This window comes from Mesomycoplasma hyorhinis ATCC 17981, from assembly GCF_000383515.1.
Lineage (GTDB): Bacteria > Bacillota_I > Bacilli_A > Mycoplasmatales > Metamycoplasmataceae > Mesomycoplasma > Mesomycoplasma hyorhinis.
Genome location: NZ_KB911488.1, coordinates 37296 through 55693, shown reverse-complemented (window position 1 = coordinate 55693; position 18398 = coordinate 37296). Strand labels below are relative to the sequence as shown.

Annotated in this window: 16 protein-coding genes; 8 read left to right on the top strand and 8 right to left on the bottom strand. The window is 24.6% G+C overall.

The features are described 5' to 3' along the window. Positions 1-319: 319 nt before the first annotated feature. The 5 genes from F801_RS0101545 to rplK all read right to left on the bottom strand — a co-directional run bounded on the left by F801_RS0101545 (position 320) and on the right by rplK (position 4526). A complete protein-coding gene (locus F801_RS0101545; protein ID WP_013302104.1) occupies positions 320-694 on the bottom strand; it encodes a hypothetical protein in 375 nt (124 codons plus the stop codon). A 203-nt stretch (positions 695-897) separates the two neighbouring features. Then, entirely contained in the window at positions 898-1332 is a 435-nt protein-coding gene (locus tag F801_RS0101540; RefSeq protein ID WP_020104534.1) for a hypothetical protein, read from the bottom strand. 302 nt (positions 1333-1634) lie between these two features. Continuing rightward, positions 1635-3272 carry a CTP synthase gene (locus F801_RS0101535; RefSeq protein ID WP_014335518.1) on the bottom strand — a complete coding sequence of 546 codons (1638 nt, stop codon included), beginning with the start codon at positions 3270-3272 and terminating at the stop codon, positions 1635-1637. A 109-nt stretch (positions 3273-3381) separates the two neighbouring features. Next, positions 3382-4077, bottom strand: coding sequence for a 50S ribosomal protein L1 (gene rplA, locus F801_RS0101530; protein WP_276211257.1), 696 nt, complete (start codon positions 4075-4077; stop codon positions 3382-3384). Then, the gene (gene rplK / locus F801_RS0101525; protein WP_013302101.1) at positions 4074-4526 is read right to left on the bottom strand and encodes a 50S ribosomal protein L11; all 453 of its coding nucleotides are present in this window, start codon (positions 4524-4526) and stop codon (positions 4074-4076) included. Before rplK ends, rplA begins: the two co-directional genes overlap by 4 nt. Positions 4527-4751: 225 nt before the next feature. Here rplK and asnS point away from each other — a divergent pair, with 225 nt between their 5' ends. The 8 genes from asnS (at position 4752) to ruvB (ending at position 14280) form a co-directional block, all read left to right on the top strand. Beyond that, positions 4752-6092 (top strand): asparagine--tRNA ligase, encoded by a 1341-nt coding sequence (gene asnS, locus F801_RS0101520; RefSeq protein WP_014335520.1) that lies wholly within the window; start codon positions 4752-4754, stop codon positions 6090-6092. A 3-nt stretch (positions 6093-6095) separates the two neighbouring features. Next, positions 6096-7091: a glycosyltransferase family 2 protein gene (locus F801_RS0101515; RefSeq protein WP_014335521.1), complete on the top strand. Its 996-nt coding sequence runs from the start codon at positions 6096-6098 to the stop codon at positions 7089-7091. 41 nt (positions 7092-7132) lie between these two features. Continuing rightward, on the top strand, positions 7133-7795 hold the full coding sequence (locus F801_RS0101510; protein ID WP_230493927.1) for an RDD family protein: 663 nt from the start codon (positions 7133-7135) through the stop codon (positions 7793-7795). Further along, positions 7782-10037: an ATP-dependent helicase gene (locus F801_RS0101505; RefSeq protein WP_014582548.1), complete on the top strand. Its 2256-nt coding sequence runs from the start codon at positions 7782-7784 to the stop codon at positions 10035-10037. Before F801_RS0101510 ends, F801_RS0101505 begins: the two co-directional genes overlap by 14 nt. Positions 10038-10141: 104 nt before the next feature. Beyond that, on the top strand, positions 10142-11596 hold the full coding sequence (locus tag F801_RS0101500) for a hypothetical protein (RefSeq protein ID WP_215743669.1): 1455 nt from the start codon (positions 10142-10144) through the stop codon (positions 11594-11596). Positions 11597-11661: 65 nt separating this feature from the next. Next, positions 11662-12531 (top strand): DegV family protein, encoded by an 870-nt coding sequence (locus F801_RS0101495; RefSeq protein ID WP_014582551.1) that lies wholly within the window; start codon positions 11662-11664, stop codon positions 12529-12531. A 176-nt stretch (positions 12532-12707) separates the two neighbouring features. Beyond that, positions 12708-13349 carry a Holliday junction branch migration protein RuvA gene (gene ruvA / locus F801_RS0101485; protein WP_013302094.1) on the top strand — a complete coding sequence of 214 codons (642 nt, stop codon included), beginning with the start codon at positions 12708-12710 and terminating at the stop codon, positions 13347-13349. Further along, complete coding sequence (gene ruvB / locus F801_RS0101480) at positions 13327-14280, top strand: Holliday junction branch migration DNA helicase RuvB (protein WP_014335527.1); 954 nt, start codon at positions 13327-13329, stop codon at positions 14278-14280. The genes ruvA and ruvB overlap by 23 nt, the downstream gene beginning before the upstream one ends. A gap of 54 nt (positions 14281-14334) precedes the next feature. Here ruvB and F801_RS0101475 read toward each other — a convergent pair whose 3' ends face one another. The 3 genes from F801_RS0101475 to F801_RS0101465 form a co-directional block, all read right to left on the bottom strand. Then, a complete protein-coding gene (locus tag F801_RS0101475) occupies positions 14335-15060 on the bottom strand; it encodes a glycerophosphodiester phosphodiesterase family protein (protein WP_013302092.1) in 726 nt (241 codons plus the stop codon). Next, complete coding sequence (locus F801_RS0101470) at positions 15053-16465, bottom strand: MFS transporter (RefSeq protein ID WP_015084110.1); 1413 nt, start codon at positions 16463-16465, stop codon at positions 15053-15055. The genes F801_RS0101475 and F801_RS0101470 overlap by 8 nt, the downstream gene beginning before the upstream one ends. A gap of 98 nt (positions 16466-16563) precedes the next feature. After that, a complete protein-coding gene (locus F801_RS0101465; protein ID WP_014335529.1) occupies positions 16564-18396 on the bottom strand; it encodes a DUF2779 domain-containing protein in 1833 nt (610 codons plus the stop codon). Positions 18397-18398 lie beyond the last annotated feature (2 nt).

Here is an 18398-nt window from a genome sequence, read left to right as displayed (position 1 = left end):
TTAGCAAAATCAGGCTTTTTAATTTCAATTCCTTTTTTGTATTTTTTTACACATTCTAATTTAAATTCTAATGAATATTTCATAAAAAATCCCCTTTTCTATTTTTCTAAGAAAAGGGGATCTGCTCACATTTTACATATTTTAATTTTAATTATTTTATACAAACATTGATATTTAATTTTTTATATAACAAACATACAAATTAAATAAAGTTTTTTATCTTATTAACTGTAAAAAAATAATGAATAATTTTTAGAATTAATTAATTTATTTTAAATAAAAAACCTGTTGTTTTACCAGGTTTTTTACAATACTTTTATTAATGAGTAGGTGGGTTAATTACAATAGTACCTTTAGTTTTTTCATTAATTATTCTTTGAATTTCTTCAAGAATTTTTTCCTTTTCAACTTCTATTCTTTGCTCTAGTACAGGTTTTGCTTTTTCATAACCTATTATTGCACCTCCAGCAACAAGTAAAGCTATTGAAATAATAAACAGTACTAAACTAACAAAAATCAAGACCATAAATACAGTAAATTGAATTGCTCCGTTATGTTTTATATAAAATCTAATTGTAAAAGATAAAACTACTGCTGCAATAACCAAAGCAGCAATTCCTGGTATAAAAAAGGCAAGATTTGATATATCAGAAATATCAGGTAATTTAATTTTTTGTAGTGTATCTGAAATCATATTGTTCCTTTCATTAATTTTTTAATATTAAATAACTTAAAAGCTATAGAATATAGAATAAATATACATTGCTTTCTATAAACTATTAAAAATTTTAAATTATTATTAAAAAAACAAAAATTTTTCTACTATCGAAATATTTATTAAAGAAAATCCTTCAAAAATGAAGGATTTTTTACTTTTTTTGTTCATCAAAAATAATACTAACTAAATTTTCAATTTTGTCAAGAATTAAATCATCATTTAATTGAATTTAGTCATTTAATATTTTCTTCTGTATTAAATTCTTTTGTAAATGTGGTTATTTTTTTACTATTTAAACTAATAAATCCAGATTCTTTTCCTCAATTTCATCAATTAGAAATGTGAAAATATCAAATTCAAAAATAAACAAAAATAATAATAAAAAGAACACTAATACAAATAGATAAGCTAATAAAATAATGTTTGAACTTGAATTTATTAAACTCTAATTTCTTATGATTTTTTAAAACTATAACTTTATTAGATTTAGCTAATCATCAATAGAAAATATTAAGTAAAATTGAAAAAACTATAAAGATAATTAAAATAATAGGTGCAGCTTCGAAAAACACATTGATTGAATTAGCTTGATTTTTTCACAATTCTATATTCATATAATAAATCCCACTTTCTTTTATTGATTTATTTATAAAATTAGTTTAAAAATTTACAATACTTAATTTATTTTAAAGCATAATCACAAATAAAGATAAATTAGTTTAAAAAAACTTATTATTAAAATAATAATAAATTTAAAATGCTTTTTAAATAGTTTAAAAATTATAAATTAAAATTGTAATAAATCATTTATATTTAAAAAAAGAATAAATTAAGAATAAAAAAGTTTTGAAATTATTTTTGTAATTTCAAAACTCTATAAGATATTTAAGACTATATTAATAAAATAATTTATAAGTTAATTGTTTAATTTAGCTTCTTTTTTAGAGTGTTTGTATTTTAAAGCTGCTTTTAAAAAACTATCAAATAATGGATGAGGTCTCAAAGGTCTGGCCAAAAATTCAGGATGATACTGAACTCCAATGTAGAAATTATGTTGTGGATCTTCGCAAGCTTCAATTAATTCACTTTGTGGATGTTTTGCTGAGAAAACAAATCTTTCATCTTCTAAAATAGGAACAAATTCTTTAACAACTTCGTATCTGTGTCTATGTCTTTCTGTTGTTTTATCTGTTTTGTAAATTTTAGCAATTAAGGAATCTTTTTTAAATTCAACTTCAGAAGCTCCAAGACGAAGAGTTCCACCTATTTGTAATTTATCACCATTTTTAGTATTAAAATCTAAAACATATACTTCATCTTTGTCTGAAGCAAATTCTTTAGAATTAGCATTGATTATTCCTTTGTGTCTTGCTTGTGCAACAGTCATTGCTTGCATACCTAAACAAATTCCAAAAGTCGGAATATTATGTTCTTTTGTAAAAGCAGCAGCTCTTACTTTATTTTCAAAACCACGTTTTCCAAAACCTGGTAAAATTACAACTCCATCAGCTGTTTTTAAATTTTCTAAATTAAGTTCTTGTTTTTTTGCACTTGTTGTTGTATCTAAAAATTTAAGATCAACTTCTAGTTTGTTATACACAGCACAAATTCTTAATGCTTCAACAATGGATTTGTAAGCATCAACAAACTCTGTGTATTTTCCAAGCATCATGATTTTAAGAGTTTCTTCTTTTTTAGCATTATAAAGACTTTCAAATTCTTCTCATTTAGTTAAATCAGCAGGTCTTTGCTCTAATTTAAAATAATCTAAAATCGATTGAACAACTTGTTTTTCTTCAAAATATAAAGGAATTTCGTAAACATTTTTAAGATCAGGAATGGAAACAACATTTTGAATTGGTAAAAGTGAAGCTTTTGCTACTTTCATTGCTGTTTCTTTGTTTAATTCTTTATGAGTTCTTAAAAAAATCATATTAGGGCGAATACCCATTGCATGTAATTTAGAAACTGAAAATTGTGTTGGTTTGGTTTTAAAATCTTGAGAAGTTTCTAAAAATGGTACATAAGTTAAATGAACATAATAAGAATTTTCAAAATCAGATTCATAACCCATTTGTGAAATTGCATATAAAAAGAGATTAGATTCAATATCACCAACAGTTCCACCTATTTCAACTAAAACAAAGTCAGTGTTATATTTTTTTTCAACATTTTTTAAGATATTAATTATTTCATCGCTAACATGTGGAATATATTGCAAAGTTTTTCCATTATAAAAACCTTGTCTTTCTTTTTCAAGGATTTTAGAAAGAATTTTTCCTGATGTGTAGTTAGAATCTTTTGAAAAATTTTCATCTGTGAATCTTTCATAATGACCCAAATCAAGATCAGTTTCTCCTCCATCTTCAGTTACATACACTTCACCATGTTCATAAGGTGATAAAACTCCTGGATCAACATTTAAATATGGATCAAGTTTAATAATAAAAACAGAATAACCACGATATTTTAAAAGATTTCCTAAAGATGAAACAACAATTCCTTTTCCAATACCTGAAAGTACTCCACCTGTTACAAAAATAAATTTAGACATTTTTTCCTTTATATTTCTTAAATGATAATACAGTTTGTTAATTTATAAATATTTAAATTAAATAAATAAAAAAATAAGAGTATGAGCTCTTATTTTTTGGATTAAATAACTACACTTCTAATTTAATTTTAATAGAAGGTCCCATTGAAGCAGATACAGTAAGATTTTTAATATATGTACCTTTAACAACGCTTGGTTTTAATTTTTTAATTAATGTAATTAAAGTTTGAGCATTATCAACTAATGCATTTGTTTGCATTGAAACTTTTCCGATTAAAGAGTGAACAATTCCGTATTTATCAGCTCTATAATTTGCTTTACCTTTTTTAAGTTCTAAAACTGCTTTATCAGGTGTTGGAGTAACAGTTCCGGTTTTTGGATTTGGCATTAAACCTTTTGGTCCTAATTTTTTACCATATTTTCCTAAAACAGGCATCAATTTTGGCTCAACTACAATAACATCAAAATCAAATTGGTCAATTTTTAAAGCGTGTTCTAATTCTTGAGTTGTATAAACTAAATCAGCACCTGCAGCTTTTGCTTTTTCTGCTAATTCACTTGAATCTGTAGCAACTAATACTCTAATTGATTTTCCTGTACCATGTGGTAAAACAACGCTACCTCTTAATTGTTGATCTGCTTTTCTAGTATCAAGATTTAATCTAAAAGCTAAATCAACTGAAGCATCAAATTTTGTATAAGAAGTTTTTTTCACTAATTCCATAGCTTCTTCTAAAGTATAGAATTTGTTTTTATCGACTAATTTATTTACTTCAGCAAGTTTTTTTCCTATTTTTTTCATTATTTAGCCTCTTTCTGTTGTTTTACAAATTCATCTCATCCTTCAACTTCTACGCCCATTTGTTTTGCAGTTCCATAAATTGTAAACATTGCTTTTTCAAGATTTTTGGTATTTAAATCAACTAATTTATACTGTGCAATTTCTCTTAATTGTTCTAATGTTAATTTTGCTACTTTAGTAGTTTTAGAGTTTGAAGAACCTGATTCAATCTTAGCTAATTGCTTAATTTTGTATGAAGCAGGTGAAGTAAATAATTTAAAATCAAAGCTTTTGTCTTTGTAAATTGTAATAGCAACAGGAACTGGTTCACTTCCTCTATCTCTTGTTGCATCATTGAATTGTCTTGTAAATTCTGGCATAACAATTCCAAGTCCAGCTAAAGCAGGACCTGGTTTGGCTTGACCAGCGTTAAATTGAAGTTTAGCAACTCTTACTACTTCTTTTTTTGCCATTTTCGAGCATCCTTTCATAAGTTCTCTTGGTGGTACTATCGAAATTTTTCTTCCACTAGAGGCAATAAATGCTTTTAAATAATACCATATTTGCTAAAAAAGTTATTAAAAAAATAAATTTTATAAATAATCAATTTCACTATCACTCTGTTTTAAAATAGGCTTGTTTGTTGTATAATTTTAAGTAATTTATTTAAATAAACAATATTATTTTGGAGCATATACATGAATATAAAACAACTATTAAAATCCGCTGCGAAACACGATCAACAAAACATTAGTATTAAAGGCTGACTTACAAATTCAAGAGGAAATGCCAAAATTAAATTTTTAGAAATTAATGATGGTTCAACTTTTGAAAATCTGCAATTAGTTTTAAAAAATGATAAAGCAACCATTGAACAAATTGAAACTTTAAATCTAGGTGCTGCTATTGAAGTAAAAGGTGTTTTTGCATATACACCACAAGCTCAGCAAAAAGGTGAACTTCTTTGTTCTCAACTTACTATTTTGGCACATTCAAATGCAGAATTTCCTATACAAAATCAAGAAATGTCTTCTGAATTTTTAAGAAGCATTCCACATATTAGACATAGAACAAAGCTTTTTAGAGCTGTGATGAGAATTAGATCAACTTTGGCATTTGAAATTCATGAATATTTTAGAAAACATGACTTTTTATACCTTTCTTCACCTATTATTACTTCAAATGATGGAGAAGGAGCTGGAGAAGCTTTTGTTGTTGATAATGAAGAAAAAGATTTTTTTAACAAAAAAGCAACTTTAGGGGTAACTGGGCAACTACATGCTGAAGCTTATGCTTTAGGTTTTCAAAAGGTTTATACATTTGCGCCTACATTTCGAGCTGAAAGATCTAATACCAAAAAACATGCTGCTGAATTTTGAATGATTGAACCTGAAGTTTCTTTTTATAAACTAAAAGACATTATTCATTTAGGTGATTCGCTTTTAAAAACTGTTATTAAAAACACAATTAAAAAACATCCTGCTGAGTTTGAATACTTCCAAAAAAATATTGATGCAAATTTAGTTGAAAAATTACAACAATTTTACAACAACAAATTAACAATTTTAGAATATAGACAAGCTATTGAAATTCTAAAGAAAAATAAAGCAAAATTTGAATTTCAAGACATTGAATTTGGCACTGATTTAAAAACAGAGCACGAAAGATTTCTAGCTGAAGAAGTAGTAAAAGGACCTGTTGCAATTGTTAACTATCCAAAAGAAATTAAAGCATTTTATATGCACCAAAATGATGATGGACAAACAGTAGCGGCTTTTGACTTACTAGTTCCTGGAATTGGTGAATTAATCGGTGGATCACAAAGAGAAGTAAGATATGACAAATTATTTCAAAGACTAAAAGATTTAAATATGGAACAAGAAGATTTACAATGATATTTAGATCTTAGAAAATTTGGAAATTATAGCTCTGCTGGTTTTGGTTTAGGTTTTGAACGTTTAATTATGTATGTAACTGGTGTTGATAATATTAGAGATTCAATTCCATATCCAAGAACCAATAAAAACTTAATGATGTAATTTATGATGTTATCAATTTTTTTACCTATTTATAATAAAAATCAAAATTTAGAACAAATATTAGAAAAATTTGTAAAACAAACTGACAAAGATTTTGAACTTGTTCTTAGCTTAAACTCACCTTCAGAACAACAACTAATTGCTTTAGATAAATTTAAAAAATCCTTCAAAAATCAAGTAATTATTTTAATCAATGACAAAAACAAAATTCTATCTGAACAAATTTTAGATATGGTTTTGCTCTCATCTGGTGAATATTTTGTTTACATTGCTGATTTTTTAGATTTTGAAAACAATTTAGTTGAATTATTTTCAAAATACAAACAAAAATTTAATTGTGATGTTATTGAATTCAAACCTAAATTAAAAACTTATTTTCAATGAATGCCCAAAAACAGAATCAAGAAAAATCGAGTTTTTAACTTACCAAGTCAGCCACAAGTGATAGCTTATTCATTTCCTTTATTTTTTAATAAATTTTTTAAAAAAGATACTTTTTTAAACATAATTAAAAACACAAATATTAAAGAAAATAATTCAAAATTTTTACTAAATTTAGTTTATAAAATCTTATTAAATATACAAACTTATGTGTTTATAGATCAAGTTTTTTTAACTATTAAAAATATTAAAGTAGATAAAATTAGTTTTTATACTTTAAATAGAAACTGAAGTGAAATTCAAGAATATATGCTTCAAAATAGAAGAAAATTTGCAAATGAGATCCAATATGCAAAAATGTATTTCTTTGAATTATTTATTCCAAGTATGTTTGGCCTTCATAAAAGTAATTTTTTTAAAAAAATCAAACATATGCTTTGAAAAGAATCACAAATACAATTATTAATGGATAAATATTTTAGTTTTTTAGAAAAATTGCGCAAAGTGGAATTTAACAAAAACATTAATCTTTACTTATTTGAAAATAACGAAGAATCTTTTTTAATTAAATCAGACTTAAACCAAGATAAATGAAAAGAAATTCATAAAAAATTATAATGCAAACACAAAATAAACTAGCTAACTTTTGGATTAGATTTTTGAGCGGAATTATAGATTTAGTAATCATATTTGCTTTTATAATTTTAATATCTTATGCAGTTTTTGTAAATGATGATGTAACAAAAAACATTATTATCTGAAAATACTATCTTTGATATTTTTTAATAATTGTTACTATTTTTTTACTCAAAATAATCTTGCCTTTGTTTAACAAAAACCAAACGATTGGTCAAAAATTTTGCAAAATCAAAATTGTTTTTCTTGAACCAGCTAACACATTTAAACAAAGATTAATTCAGCAAATCAAAAAAGAAACTCTGACAACACTTATTTGAATTATATTATTTATAATCTCTGCTTGCTGTTTGATCCCTTCAATCGCTTTGAAATTAGTTCAATCAAACACTTCTAAAAACCCAATTAAAATAACAGATTCTAATTATTGAATTTGATGAGAACAATTTTTAATTTCTATACCTATTTTATTTTCAAATATTAATACTCTATTAAGTTTTGTTTTAATTATCTCAATTGCAAGAAGAAAAAAAGTTGGTATAAATGATTTATTCTCCAAATCAAGAACTGTTTGAGTCTATAAAAAAGAAGACAAAAACCAAGATTTAATTTACAGAATTGAACCAGAGCTAATTAGCTTTAAAAAAATTATATGAATGGAAAGTGAACAAAATGAACTTAGATAAAAATTCTCAACTGCAAAATGATATTCTTAGTGGACTAAACACTAATCAAAAAGCAGCAGTGCTTGAAAATGAACATCATTTGAGAATTATTGCCGGAGCTGGAACCGGAAAAACCAGTGTTTTAACTAAAAAAATTGCTTATTTAATTGCTGCCAAAATAACCACGGCAAAAAAAATTTTAGCTCTTACTTTTACTAATAAAGCTGCAAATGAGATGAAAGAAAGGGTTAAAAACGTAATTGGTGCTGATGCTAATGAAACTAAAATTTTTACTTTCCACTCACTATGTAATTTAATTTTAAAAATTGAATCACAACAATTTAAAAAAATAAAAGAATTTGAAAATCTAGATAAAAACTTTAACATCATTGATGAAAGAGATCAGAAAAAAATTTTAAAAGATGTATACGAAAAGCTTCAATTTTCTTTATCAAATGAAGAAATCCCTAATTTTAGAAAAGCAATTGATTTTATAAGTTATGTAAAAAATAAGGAACTGACTTTTGAGCAAATTCAAGCCAATGCTCAAAATTCTACAGAGAAAAAACTTGTTAAAATTTACAAAAACTATGTTTACTACATGAACAAAGCAAACGTAGTTGATTTTGATGATTTGCAAATCTTTGTTAAAGTCTTATTTACTCAAATTCCAGAAATAGCCAAAAAATGATCTTCTTTTTTTGACTTTGTTTTAGTTGATGAATTTCAAGATACCTCTTCAATACAATATGAAATAGTTAAACTATTAATTTCAAAAAAAACCAAATTAATAGTTGTTGGTGATCCAGATCAAACCATTTATTCATGAAGAGGAGCAGATGTTAATTTAATTTTAAATCTTGAAAAAGACTTTGATAATTTAATTTCAATAACATTAAATAGAAACTACAGATCTAGTCAAACAATTCTAGATGCAGCAAATATTCTTATTTCCAATAACAAAAACAGAATCAAAAAGAATCTAGTTTCAAATCAAGACAAACAAGAATTAGAAATTAAATTTTTTGACGCTGCTAATCAAAATGTTGAGTTTTCTTGGGTTATTAGCGAAATTAATAATCTAAGAAAAAATAAAGTTCAACTTAAAAACATTGCTATTTTATATAGACAACACTTTTATGCCAAACACTTAGAAGATGAACTTTTTAAAGAAAATATTGCTTATAAAATTGTTGGAAATACTTCATTTAATTCTAAAAAAGAAATCAGAGATGCAATTAATTTTTTAAGAGTAATCAATGATGGAAACGTTGTTGCTTTTAGTCAAGTAATTAATATTCCTTCAAAAAAAATTGGTCCAACAGTTTTGAATAAATTAACTTATTTAGCTGAAAAATATAACAAAAATCTTTATGATTTTCTAATTGATTTTTATAGTAAAAAAATTAAATTTGTCAATGATAAAGAGGATAAAATTCCACTTTCAAAAGAAAATCAAAAAAAACTTACTCATCTACTTTCATACATCAAGGCATATCGCAAACTATTTGAACAAGGGCATAAAAAATTTGATGAACTTTTAAAAGCATTTTTACAACAAATTGATTATCTTAGCTCATTTAAACATGAAACCGGCGAAAGAAAAGAAGCTCAAGAAACTTTAGAAAAATTCTACGCTTCTTTGCGTGTGTGACAAAAACATAAACCAAATAAAAAACTAAGAGATTATTTAGATGATAGTGTTTTATCTTCAGATTTAGATAACGATTATGAAGCAAATACTTCAATTTCACTAATGACAATTCACGCTGCTAAAGGACTTGAATTTCAAAATGTTTTTTTAATAGGTATGTCTGAAGGAGTTTTTCCTACTAAAAAGACTTTAGAAAGCTATGATCAAGAACTTTTAGAAGAAGAAAGAAGACTAGCTTTTGTTGCAATTACTAGAGCTAAAGAAAGACTTTTTATCTCTTATTCAAGATCTAATTTTCTTTCAGCAAGTAAAACAAACAATTATCGACCAACACCAATTAGTTGCTTTGTTTCTGAAATGAAGATAAAATCTGAACAAATTTTAAGTTTTAGTAGAATTACCCTAAAAGGTGATTTAAACTATACAAAAAGCGAAAATACTGATTTTTATCAAGGAGATTTAGTTCATCACATCAAATTTGGGCAAGGAATTGTTTTAAATGTTGAAAGTGAAACAATTGATGTTGAATTTTTTAATTTAGAAGAAACACAAAAAATAAAAACTATCTTAAAAAATCATAAATCCATTGAAAAAATAACTAAATCATAGGCTAAATTATGAGTATAGAATGAATATATTTAATCTTTTTTGTTTTTATTTTAATTATCATAGTTTTATTACTATTGTCTTTATATTTCTTCAAAAAAATACAAATGAATTCTTTTTTTATGATTCCTTTTGTTTATGATGGAAGAAAAGCAAGAATTAAAATCAAAGATGGTTACTTTTTAGAATATGCTAAATTTATTTCAAAAAGTAATCCATTAGTTTTTGGTGACTGAGTCTTGTTTAGTGATTTTATCGCTTTGTTTGGAAACAAAAATTTACAAATATTAAAAGATGCATTTTCAAAATGAAATAATTATAAAAACAATTTTGTAATCGAATTTTCCAACCAACACGATAATAAAAAACAGCTTCAAAACTTTAAATTACACTTTGAAGATACTAAAAATGAAAAAAATAAAGAAAAAACATTTATTTTAACTTCTATAATTCAAAAACCAATTTTTGATTACTTTTTTATTCAAAAATTTAAACAAAAAAAACATAAAAAAATGATTAAAAATGATTTTGTTTTTAATTCAAATACTAAAAAAAATATTGTTTTTCTAAACTTCAAACTCAAAAAATCATTAGCAAATTTTGAAGAAAAAGAAGCTTTATTTGAGCAATTTTACTGATTTAATATGTTTTCTTTAAGAGGTTTAAAATATGTTATTTTTAAAAAAGATGTTTTAACTTTACAATTTGAATTTTCTAAGAAAAAATCATTTGAAAATTACGTAGAAAAATTATTTTCTATATTTTTAAAAAATAAATACAAGTTTTTCTACAAATATATTTCAGCTTTTGTTAGCAAAAATCGTGAAGATTTAAAGTATTTAAATATAAAAATTGAATACACTTTTAAAGAAATTGAAAAACAAACAAAAACTACTTTATTTTTAGATCTAAAAGGATTTAATAATTCAAATTTAGCAAATGATTTTAATTTATTAGAATCAAAAAAAGAAGATAAAATAATTACAAATTTTGACAAAATAAAAATCACCAGTTTAAATACTTTTAAAAATCTCGATCACAAAACAACTGATCAAAAAATTTACAGTTTTTCATATTTAGATTCACAACTCACTAAATTCGAAAAAGAACAACTCACATATAATTCCTATCTAGAACAATTTCATCACGAAGGCGAACCTTACATACTTTTACTTGAACAGGAAATGTTCATTTTCCTTCTTAAAAAAGAAAAAATTAACTACAAATTAAAATATTTAATTAACGTAGATAACTTTAATAGCATTAAAAATATTATTTTTCAGCAAAAGCAAAAAGATCCTGAATTTGTACAAAATATAAACATTGGTTTTGTATTAAATGAAATAAACTCAATTGATTTTTTAAATATTGCAATCTTAAATCCTACATTTATCTTCTTAAATAAAGAGAAATTTCAAAAATTAGATAATCCAAAAATCAATATTTTAGTTCAATCCCTATTTAGCTTTTTAAAAAAGAAAAGAATTAATTTATATTGCGGACTTCCGAACAAAGAATTTGAAAAATATTATGAAAAATTAGGTGTTAATTACTTTTATTAGTTTATAATAATTAAACAAAATATAAGGAGAATTACAATTACTTTATTAATAATTGTGACAATGTTATGAAAAAACTAGCATTTATTATAGATTCATTTTCTGGTGTTTCACAAGAAACAATAGATCAGACTGACGATGTGGAACTACTTCCTTTAAAATTTATTTTAGATGGTGAAGAATTCTTAGATGATCAAAAAAGTTATAAAGGCGAAGAGCTATTTTTAAAAATCAAACAAGCAAAAGAATTTAAAACATCAATGCCTTCAATAGGATTAATGGAATCTGTTATCAATAAACTTGAAAAAGAGTATGAAAACATTATTGTTCTTCTTATTCCTTCATTTTTATCTTCAACATACTCTACTTTTAACTCATTAATTAAAGATAATCCTAAATTTCATCTCATCGATAATCACTTTTGTGGTGATGAATATTTAGATATTGCTAAATTTGCTTTAACTGAACTCAAAGATTATTCCACCGAGTTTATTATTAACTTTATTAAAGATATCAACAAAAACTCATTAAACTTTGTTATTCCTTCAGATTTAGATCACTTTACAAAAGGTGGTCGTCTAGTATCTATTAAAAAAATGATTATAAGTACAATAAATAGCTTTTCAATAATTTTAAAAATTACTGATAAGGACATTGCATTTGCTGGAATTAAAAGAACTCTAAAAGGGGCTGTTAAAAAAGTAGCTTCAAAATTAAAAGAATTCGCAGAGAAAAACCATCTTCACAACTATATTTTTAAATTAATTTATTCTGGAAATGCTAGTTTACTTGATGAAGTAGTTTCTGTTTTAAAACAAGAAGAAATTGAAGTAAAAAATGTTCAATTTGCATCTGCAATTGTTGCTACTCATACAGGTTACGCTGCCTTTTCTATTGGAATTTTTCCTAACTTAGATAAATGATTAACTAAAGCTTAAAAATTGACTTTATCAACAAAAAACACATCTATTGGATGTGTTTTTTTATTAATAAAATACTTTTTATTCTTTATTTCCTATTTTTTTCCTTTTTTTAGCTTAATTGTAAAAAATTTTTTAATAATTAGTAAGAACACAAAAAAACAAACAAAAAAAACAAAAAAAGGAGACTTAATATGGAAATTTATAAATTTGGAAAAATAGTATCCAAAAGTAAAAATTATTTAATTTTAGAACAAAATTATGTAGGTCATTTAATTTATGTGCCTAACATAGATAGATTTGAAAAAGATGAAAGTAAAAAAATATATATTTATAAATATGAAAATGAATATTCAAAAACAACATATGGTTTTGAAAACTTTAGAGAACGTATTTTATTTGAAGATTTAATTTCAGTTCAAGGTATCGGACCTAAAACTGCAATTGCTATACTAAATCAAGGTTGAGAAACTGCAATGTCATATATAGCTGATGGAGACTGGAAAAGAATTAGTGAATTTCCATATTTAAATGTCAAAAATGCAAAGCAAATTGTCTTCGAATTTCAGAATAAATATATCAAAATCTTCCAAAACTATCAAAAAACTTTAAACAAAGACAAAGTAATTAACGTTGAAGAAGAAGTTACCTTTAGCTCAAAAACTGTTTTAGAAGATAAAATAGCAAAAGAACTTGAAGATACACTAAAAATCCTTGGATTTCAAAAGAAACAGATTAATTATGCGCTTTCTAAAGTTCAAGCTAACAATGACTTTGAACTTTTAGTGGAAGAAGCAATTAAGTTGATTTCAAATGCAAGAGAATTTAGAAATTAGACCAAAGAATTTTGAACAATTCATTGGACAACAAAAACTAGTTGAGACCTTAAAAGTATTGATTTCTTCTTCTAGAAAGAGGAAAAAACCTTTAGATCACATACTTTTTTATGGCTCACCTGGGACTGGAAAAACTACTTTAGCAAACATTTTAGCTACTGAAACTCAATCAAAAATTAAATATATTCAAGGTCCTTTATTAGAAAAGAAATCTGATATTTTATCTATGCTAGCCAATGTTGAAAAAGGTCATATTATTTTTATTGATGAAATCCATTCTATTAATAAAAATATAGAAGAACTACTTTATTCTGCTATGGAGGAATTTGTCATAGACATTCAAATTGGTGTTGAAGGTGAGAGTAAAATTATGCGAATGAAATTACCTGAGTTTACATTAGTTGGTGCTTCTACTAAGATTTCTTCCATTTCTTTGCCACTAAAAAATAGATTTGGTCTTACAGCTAAAATTTATGAATACACAAGTGAAGAAATGAAAAAAATTATTCAAAATTCTTCTAACATTTTAAATATTGAAATCTCAGAGGAATTAGTTCATTATGTTGTTGATTTTACAAATAAAACGCCAAGAATTGCCAATAACTTACTAAAAAGAATTCGTGATTTTGCAATAGTTGAAGATACAAAAACGATTTCAAAAGATATAATTGATAAAACTTTTAATGGAATTGGAATTTTTTTAAATGGTTTAAATCTACAAAATATTGAATATTTAAATTTATTAGCTAACGTCTTTAAAAGAAAAACTGTTTCTTTAGATGTAATTTGTGGCATAATGAAGGAAACTAAAGAAAATATTATTAATAATATCGAACCTATTTTATTACAACTTGAACTAATTGAAAAAACACCAAGAGGTAGAAAAATTACTCAAAAAGGACTAGACTATCTTATTAGTATAAAAAAATAAAGCAATCAAAATTGCTTTATTTTTTCTTCTTTTTTATAGCTTTTTTGCAATAAATTAAGCTTCTAATTTGAAATTTGAAATTTGAGAGTAAACTTTTTTATCATTTTTAAATAGTTCAAATTCATTTGGAGAAGAAGTTCATAAATTAAGTGGAAGTTTAAAAGAATTAATTAATTTTGCTTCTTTTAAATACATTTTTGTTCAAGGGTGAAGATATTTACAGATTTTCACAATTCTTTCTTTTTCAACTTTAGTTAATTGAGTTTTAGTCCAAAATAAAAAGCCTAAATTGTAATTTGGATTTAAATCATAAATTTTTTGTAAAGATTCAAAGTTAAATGAAGAAAAAATAATTTTTTCAACTAATTTTGAATCATATTTTGAAACTAATTTATGAATTAAACCTTCTATTCCTTTGTATTCTTTTTGATCTGTTTTAATTTCAATGTTAATAACTGAAAATTTTTCTAAGTAAAGGTCTAAAAATTCTTCTAAAGAAAGAATTTTTTGTACTCTAGTTTTAACTTTGAAAAAAGCTGCAACATCTTCTTGTTCTAATTCATGAAAAGTACTATCAGATATTTCTTTGCTTCTTAATGATGTTCTTTTTGTATTTTCATCATGAATTACCACCAAACGTTTGTCTTTAGATAAGTGAACGTCTAATTCAACTCCGTCAAAGCAAAATTCATAAGCTAAATCAAAAGCTAATTTTGTATTTTCAGGCGCAATAGCTGAAAATCCTCTATGTGCTAAAAGTAATTGTGTTGATTTAGGCATTATGTAACTCCCTTCATCTGTAGTTTGTTTTTCCTGATTTTTTCATTTCGATTGTATTAGCTATAAATACCACTAAAGCACATAATACTCCAAGTAGAGTTATACCTAATGTAATTGCTAAAATAATTTGATATCCGGTTACATTAGTATTTGAATGCCCTGGATCAGTATATGCTTTACCAACTGCTCCGGTAATTTCATACAATCAAGCATCTGTTGAAAATCCTATAAATGAAAGAATTCCAACTGATGATGCATAATTATTTTTTCCTATTTCAATTTCACCAACTTGTGAATATCTTAGTGTTACCATTGCTCAAGATAAAACACCAACTAATAAAAATAAAATTGATGATAAAACAATAACAACTGTTGAATAATTTGAACTTATAAAAGCAAGTAAAATGATAATTAAAACAAGTAAAAGACCAATTACAGAAGCAAAAATTAGAAATAAAATATAGCTTTTAAATTTGTCAGCTAAATATCCAATGTATGAACTAACTGCAAATCTTAGTGCATAAGTTCTAACTCCACCTAAAATTGTTACTAGAACTACAGGGGCTAAGAAAGCGTTTTGAAGCATTTGTATTAAATAATAAGCAAAAACTGATTGGAAAGTATACATTCCCATTACAAAAATTGACAACATTCAGAGTTTTCAATTTTTTAATGAAGTTCAAACTTGTAAAAGGCTAGCTTTAAATTTTTCTCAGCTAATTTTAGTAATTTGAGATTTATCAAGTGGTTTTTCTTTTACTAAAAATAGAACCAAAAATGAAGTAATTACTAAAAATGTTGCTATTAAAAACGCATAAACAGAAAACGGAACTGTTGAATTGGTTGTGGATTTATCATTGTATCAAACTGTAGTAATAATAAGTCCAATTACAAAGACAAAAATAAAACCAATTATCCCATTCGCTGTTCCTTGAATTCCATATGCTAATCCTTGATTTTCCTTTGTAGTTTGCTGAGAAACAAGTTTTCATAAAGGAGTTCAGAAGATTAATGTTGAACTAATTCCTCATAATCCAAAGACTACTGAATATTGTGCCATTGCTGATTGATATCCAATGTCTTTGTGTTTGAGAATTATTGCTCCAAATCAGAACGTTAAAATTCCTGTGGATAGAACAGCTAAAAATAAAAGTTTACGCGAGCTAAATCTATTAGCTAAAAAACCTCCAGGAAGTTGTGTAGCTAAAGTAACCCAACCAATAATTGCTGTTAATCTAGCTACATCATCTTCATGTATTCCTAAATAAATATGTAAATTAGGAACGATATTTTTAATATAATAAGGCGCAGCAATAACAAAAACATCTGCTGCAGCCAATATTATTAAAGCTACTATTTGCTGTCAAGTAAATGCTTTAAATTTTTCTAAAATTTTGATTTTCATATTTGCTACTTAAAAAAATTAATTGTGTACTATATATAAATATATATACATCTTAATTTTACTTTAATTTGTACTAATTTTTTTCTATTTTTTAACAACTAATTAATTTTTAGTACTAATTTTATAAAATGTCAAACCATCAACATTGCTAAAACGTCATTTTGACAATATTTTTGCAAATTATGTTTTACTTCTTTTCAAGCCACATCACCAATTTTTTTTAAATATCTAAAAGTTCCTTGATTCATAGCTTGCATTCCGTTTTGTACTTCTAATTCTTTGTAAGGAATAATTCTTTCTTTGGTTTTATAATCATATTGAGTAATAAATTTTTCAATTTTCTTAATTGAATAATAACCTTTAAGATCAGAAACTTTTATTCATTTAAATCTAAAAGGATCTTGTAAATCAATAATGTTATCAGTGATATGTTTTACAAATTCTTTACATTGATAATAATTAGCTCGAGCATCACCTAAATCATGATATTTTTTTAAAATTACTAACATCTCATTTAATCTAGTTATTTCATATGCTTTGTTAAAAACAACATAATAATCTGCTTTATCTGAATAAATTCTTTTTATTATATCTACAAAATTAGTTCAATGATAAGTTAAAGGATCATAAACTAAATTAACTTCATCAAAACTTTGTTGAATTTTTTCTTCATTAATAGTAGAAATAATTGAAACTTGAAAAACAATTTGCTGATAAGGCAAAGTATAATCAATGCTTGGAAAAGGCAAGGAAATAGATTCAAAATCAAATCATATTATCCTTGCATCTTTTTGTAAAAACTTTTGAATATACGAATGTAATGCTTCTTGTTTTTCTGTATTAATTTCTATTTTGTTTTTTTCATTGAAGAATTTATAATCATCACTTTGTTTTATTTCGTGCAAAAATTCTTCATTTTCTATACATTTTATGATTTTTTTAGCTGAAAGAAAAAGTCCACTAAAACCTGATAAATCGCTATTTAATTCTTTGACAATATCAACAAAAAATGGACTTTTTTGAAACAAACCATCATCTAATTCACTAACTGGTTTAATTGATATTACCTGTTTTGCTTTGATAATTTCATCAATTGCATCATTGATTTCTAAAAAATAGCCCGCTGAAACAATTGTTTTTTGTTTTTTTCCTTTAATTGTTGGAATCATATTGTCTTTTACAAAATTAGATAATTTTAATCAAGTTGGATTTTGTTCAAATTCTTCAGTACTCATTCCTTGTTGTTTGCTAATTTTTTTAGCTTCAAAATCTTCTTTGTTTGTTGTTGTTTTTGCTGATTTATTAACATTTATATTTACAACCTCTTTAAAAAGTACTTCATTTTTCTTCATTTCTTGATTAATATCGAGCAAAAAAATACTAATGTCTTCTAATTTAAAAACATCATATAAAGCACTTTTTACTATTCAAAATTGTCAATGAGCTTTTAATAAATCAACTCTTTTTGTAGAAGTACTAAGTTTGAGTGAAGAAATTTTTTTCTCTTTGATAAAAAGAATATCTGGTCTTGCAATGCAATTTCTATATTCAAAAACTGGAAATAAAATAATATCATATTCATCTGATTGCAAAATTCTTTGTGTTTCTTGTATTTTATCAATTGTTGATTTGGATTTGATTGTGTAGATTTTTTTATCCTTGTACTCTTTTTCGATATATTGTTGAAAAAATCAAGGATACTGACTAAAAACATTTATATTAATCTTAAAAAAATCAAGTTTTTCTAACTCTGGATCATCTAAATCTTCAAGTGAACTAAAATTTCAAATTCCTTTTTCATTTTCTTCACTTTCTTCATCATATTCTTGAATTTCTAGTGTATTAGAATCTAATTTATGTCAAATAAAATATGGTTGGCTGGTATAAAAATTATAATAATGTCTATATGTTATAAACTCTTCTTTTTTCATAT